The organism is Arsukibacterium sp., assembly GCF_018402695.1.
GTDB lineage: Bacteria > Pseudomonadota > Gammaproteobacteria > Enterobacterales > Alteromonadaceae > Alishewanella.
This window is the reverse complement of record NZ_JAGYIM010000001.1, coordinates 1-1,683: the sequence shown is the minus strand read 5'-3', so window position 1 is coordinate 1,683 and position 1,683 is coordinate 1. Positions and strand designations below refer to the sequence as shown.

The 1,683-nt window shown below is 50.7% G+C and carries 2 protein-coding genes; both read right to left on the bottom strand.

Annotated features, from left to right (window positions below; genetic code table 11):
* Positions 1-843: phosphonopyruvate decarboxylase (gene aepY / locus KG631_RS00010; RefSeq protein WP_213994622.1), on the bottom strand; the 843-nt coding region annotated here is incomplete at its 3' end.
* A 44-nt stretch (positions 844-887) separates the two neighbouring features.
* Positions 888-1,683: phosphoenolpyruvate mutase (aepX, locus tag KG631_RS00005; RefSeq protein WP_213994621.1), on the bottom strand; the 796-nt coding region annotated here is incomplete at its 5' end.

The window sequence follows — 1,683 nt, the reverse complement described above, 5'->3', positions numbered from 1 at the left end:
ATGAATCAGGTTTTCCGCACCGCTGGCGGCAATAATAGCGGCACCACCCATGTGCATTAAGAAGGATCCGTCGCCGTCTAAGCAAATCACCCGCCGGCTGGGCGTGCTAAGTGCCACACCAAGGGCAATAGAGCTGGTGTGCCCCATAGCGCCAACGGTTAAGAAATCACGCTGACTTTCTTTGCGGGCTTCTCTTAGTTCGTATAGTTCGCGCGAGGTTTTACCGGTGGTCGATACCATCATATCGCTGCTGTCGCTGCACTCCAAAATAGTGGCTAGTGCGTCTTCGCGGCTTAAGCTGTCAGGCTTAGCGGCTGGTTTGGCAAGCTTGTATTCAGCAAAAGTATTCTTGCGCACCAGCAAAGCCACCGGGGCGCCGGTGCGTTCTAAGTCAGCAAAGCTCTGCATCAGCACAGCATTGATGTCACTGCCGGCTTCCAGTACTTGCCAGGGAATATTCAAGTTATCCAGCATGCCCGGCGTTATACGCCCTTGCTTTACATGCTGCGGTTCGTCTTTTACATCGGGTTCGCCACGCCAGCCAATAATCAGCAGTGCCGGAATGCGATACACGTCGCCGTCGGTTAGCGAGGTTAAAGGGTTAACCAGGTTACCCAGCCCCGAGTTCTGCAAGTACACGGCAGCCGTTTTGCCGGTGCCTAAATGATAGCCTGCTGCTAGCGCCAGCGCGTTACCTTCATTGGCGGTAATAATGTGCTGATCGGCTGGTAAGGTATCGCATACGTAAGCACAGAAGCTTTTCAGCAGCGAATCAGGTACGCCGGCATACATGGTGACGCCATAGTCAGCCAGCGCCTTTGAGAAATCAGCAGGTTGTATCACACGTTATCTCCAGGCTGTTGATTACCAGACCAGTTGCCACCAGGCTATTTACCACCAGGAATCAACTCCAAAATTTCTTTAATCGGCATCATATCGGCATCTACTTCGGCGGAACGGCCATGCTGCAATATCGATTGCGCGGTTTTCATCATGGCCGGATACGCACTACGCAGTAACTGATTGGCATAAATCACAATATTCACGCCGTTATCAATGAGTTCCTGCTCAGTTACTTTGTTGTAACTAGAAGGCACAGCTACCAGTGGCTTGCGGTTCTCTAATTTGTTGTAACGCGCACAGAACTCAAACACTTCGGTGGGTTCTTTTTCGCGGCTATGAATCATAATACCGTCGGCACCAGCATCTAAAAAGGCTTCGGCGCGCTTAACAGCATCATCCACCCCTTTGCCTAAAATCAGGCTTTCAATCCGGGCAATAATCATAAAGTCACGGGTTGCCTGAGCGCTTTTCCCTGCCTGAATTTTAGCGCAAAAATTCTCAATGGAATCCTGAGTCTGATCTACCTCGGTACCAAACAGGGAGTTTTTCTTCAGGCCGGTTTTGTCTTCAATAATTACCGCCGAAACTCCTAAGCGCTCCAGCGTTTTCACGGTAAACACAAAGTGCTCAGGTTTACCGCCAGTGTCAGCATCATAAATAATCGGCTTGGTAGTTACTTCCAGCACTTCGTTCAGGGTCACCATGCGCGAGGAAACATCCACGGCTTCAATGTCAGGCTTACCTTTAGCGGTCGAGTCGGTCAGGCTGCTGCCCCACATGCCGTCAAATTCCTGTGGGCCATTTGGGGTATTTACCCGAGTGTTTTCGATGATAAGACCA